This window comes from Novosphingobium sp. (assembly GCF_032093395.1).
Taxonomy (GTDB): domain Bacteria; phylum Pseudomonadota; class Alphaproteobacteria; order Sphingomonadales; family Sphingomonadaceae; genus Novosphingobium.
Window position 1 is genome coordinate 1 of the sequence record NZ_DAMDBA010000156.1, and the last position, 3,109, is coordinate 3,109.

Here is a 3,109-nt window from a genome sequence, read left to right on the forward strand (position 1 = left end):
GGCCCACTTCCGACAGATAGGTGATATGCGCGGCCATGCGGGCGACCGAAAGGCCTTTCTCGGGGCCCTTCCCGTGATCGTAATAGTCCCCCTCGCGCCATTCCGGGTCGGCCATGATCGCCTGTCGGCCCACCTCGTGGAAGGCGATGTTCTGCGCCGAATGGCGTGCGGTGGAGGCGATCACCAGCGCCGCGCGGGTTCGGTCCGGGAAATTGGCGGCCAGGCTGAGCGCCTGCATCCCGCCCATCGATCCGCCGACCACGGCATGGAGGCTCTCGATGCCCAATTCGTCGAGCAGCGCGACATGGCCGCGCACCATGTCGCGAATGGTGATGACGGGGAAACGCATGCCCCAGGGGTTGCCGTCCGCGGCCAGGCTGGCGGGACCGGTCGATCCCATGCAAGAGCCGACCACATTGGCGCAGATCACGAAGAAGCGATCGGTGTCGATCGGCTTGCCGGACCCGACCATGCGCACCCACCAGCCGGGCTTGCCGGTTTTGGGATGATCGGAAACGACGTGGTGATCGCCGGTCAGCGCGTGGCAGATCAGGATCGCGTTGTCTTTCGCGGCATTGAGCACGCCATGCGTTTCGTAGGCGATGCGCGCATCGGGAAGGCTCTGCCCGCCGTCGAGCGGCAGCGGTTCGGCAAGGCTCAGGATCTTGGTGGCGTTGGTGATCGTCATCGCCCGTCGATCAGTGGGCGTGGGGGCGTGCCTCTGTCAATCGTTCCCGCTGCCCTTGCCAGACGATTCCATCCGGATCGAAAATGCTCTAAGAGCCCGTTTGGAAATTCGCTGAAGGCGAATTTCGCGGCACCGGCCCGCGCCCCCACCCTACCACCCAACGGTACTATCCTGCGGGAGGTCGGGTGGGGGCGCGGGCCGGTGCCGCTAAAATGCCCTCTTGGGCATTTTCCAAACACTCTCTAAGGCCGCCCGGACATGACCGATAGCCAGACCCTCAGCCCGACGACTGCGCCCCTTGGCGCCCCGCAGCCCAAGCCGTGGATCGACGCGATCCATGCCTATGTGCCGGGCAAGTCGAAAGGCAAGGACGGCAAGCCGCTGATCAAGCTGTCGGCCAATGAAAACCCGCTCGGCACCAGCCAGGCCGCGCGCGACGCCCGCGCACAGGTACCCGCGCTCTATCCCGACCCCGACAGCACCGCGCTGCGCCAGGCGATCGCCGCGAAGCACGGGCTGGACGCCGCCCGCGTGGTGATGGGCACCGGCTCGGACGAACTGCTCAATCTCGCCGCACAGGGTTATGCCGGGCTCGGCGACGAAGTGATCTATGTGCGCTACGGCTTCTCGGTGTACGATATCGCCGCGCGACGCTGCGGCGCGACGCCGGTGGTGGCGCCCGATCTCGACTACGGCACCGATGTCGACGCGCTGCTGGCGCTGGTGACGGACAAGACCCGCGTGGTCTTCGTCGCCAATCCCAACAACCCCACCGGCTCCTACCTGCCCAAGGGCGAGATCGCGCGGCTTCACGCCGGTCTTCCCGCCGATGTGCTGCTGGTGCTGGACCAGGCTTATGGCGAGTATGTCGCCCCCGAGGACGACGACGGCTCGCTGGCGCTGGCCGCCGCGCATGACAACGTGCTGGTCACGCGCACTTTCTCCAAGATCTTCGGCCTTGCGGGAGAGCGCATCGGCTGGGCCACCGGCGCGCCGGGGATCGTCGCCACGCTCAACCGCATTCGCGGGCCGTTCAACGTCTCCAGCACCGGACAGGCCATGGCCCTGGCGGCGCTGGGCGACGCGGCTTTCGTCGAGGCCAGTCGCGTCCACAATCGGGACGAGCGCGCCCGCTTCGTCGAGAAGCTGGATGCGCTCGGCAACCACGGCCTGCGCGCCTTGCCGAGCCAGGCGAATTTCGTGCTGGTGCTGTTCGAAGGCACTCTCACCGCCGAAACCGCCTTCGACGGACTGGCCGACCGGGGCTACATCGTCCGCTGGCTGCCGGGTCAGGGCCTGCCGCAGGCGCTGCGCATCACCATCGGCAAGCCCGAGGACATGGACGTGATCGCCTCGGCCCTGCGCGAAATGGCGGAAGCCGCCCGATGAGTTTCGGCAACGTTGCCATCATCGGCCTCGGCCTGCAGGGCGGCTCGATCGGCCTGGCGGTGCAGGAGCACCTGCCCGGCACGCAAACCACCGGCTACGATCTAAGCCCCGCGCACCGGACGCGCGCCGCCGAGCGCGGTCTGGTCCACAAGGTCTGCGAAACGCCCGCAGAGGCGGTCGAGCACGCCGATCTCGTGATCTTCTGCGTGCCGCCGGGTGTGATGGGCCTCGCCGCCGAACAGGTGCGTGCGGCCCTGCCCGCCCACGCCCTCGTCAGCGATGTGGGTTCCAGCAAGCAGGCGATCTCCAAGGCGCTGGGCGAGGCACTGCCGGACCACATGGTGATCCCCGCCCACCCGGTGGCCGGCACCGAGAATTCGGGCCCCGACGCGGGCTTCGCGCACCTGTTCCGCAACCGCTGGTGCATCGTCACCCCGGCGGCGCGGACCGACCTCGTCAAGCTCAGCGAGCTCGTCGGCTTCTGGGAGGCGCTCGGCGCCAATGTCGAGATCATGACGCCCGAGCACCACGATCTCGTGCTCGCCGTTACCAGTCACGTACCGCACCTCATCGCCTATACGATCGTGGGCACGGCTTCGGATCTGGAAGACGTGACGCAAGGCGAAGTCATCAAGTATTCGGCGGGTGGCTTCCGCGACTTCACCCGCATCGCCGCTTCCGACCCGACGATGTGGCGCGACGTGTTCCTGTCCAACAAAGAAGCCGTGCTCACGATGCTCCAGCGCTTCACCGAGGATCTCACCGCCCTGCAACGCGCGATCCGCGTGGGCGACGGGCAGGCGCTGTTCGACCAGTTCACCCGCACCCGCGCGATCCGCCGCTCGATCATCGAGGAAGGCCAGGACGATTCGCGCCCGGACTTCGGACGCGGCGATCACGAACAGGAAGCAGGCTAGGGCGTGTGGGAATTCAGCGCATGCGGGCCTGCGAACGGCAGTCTTTCGCGCTTCCGGTGCTCACGTACATAAAGTACGCTGCGCTCCGGGTCACGAAAGCCCACCATTCTCGGCT

At 67.2% G+C, this 3,109-nt stretch carries 3 protein-coding genes; 2 read left to right on the forward strand and 1 reads right to left on the reverse strand.

Annotation, left to right across the window (positions count from 1 at the left end; genetic code table 11):
* Positions 1-688, reverse strand: a 688-nt coding sequence (locus RT424_RS24175; protein WP_313443407.1) for a homoserine O-acetyltransferase, incomplete at its 3' end; no start/stop codon positions are given.
* 258 nt (positions 689-946) lie between these two features.
* Here RT424_RS24175 and hisC point away from each other — a divergent pair.
* Together hisC and RT424_RS24185 are read left to right on the forward strand one after the other, a co-directional pair.
* Complete coding sequence (gene hisC / locus RT424_RS24180) at positions 947-2,077, forward strand: histidinol-phosphate transaminase (protein WP_313443409.1); 1,131 nt, start codon at positions 947-949, stop codon at positions 2,075-2,077.
* On the forward strand, positions 2,074-2,994 hold the full coding sequence (locus tag RT424_RS24185) for a prephenate/arogenate dehydrogenase family protein (protein ID WP_313443411.1): 921 nt from the start codon (positions 2,074-2,076) through the stop codon (positions 2,992-2,994). Before hisC ends, RT424_RS24185 begins: the two co-directional genes overlap by 4 nt.
* The last annotated feature ends 115 nt before the right edge of the window (positions 2,995-3,109 follow it).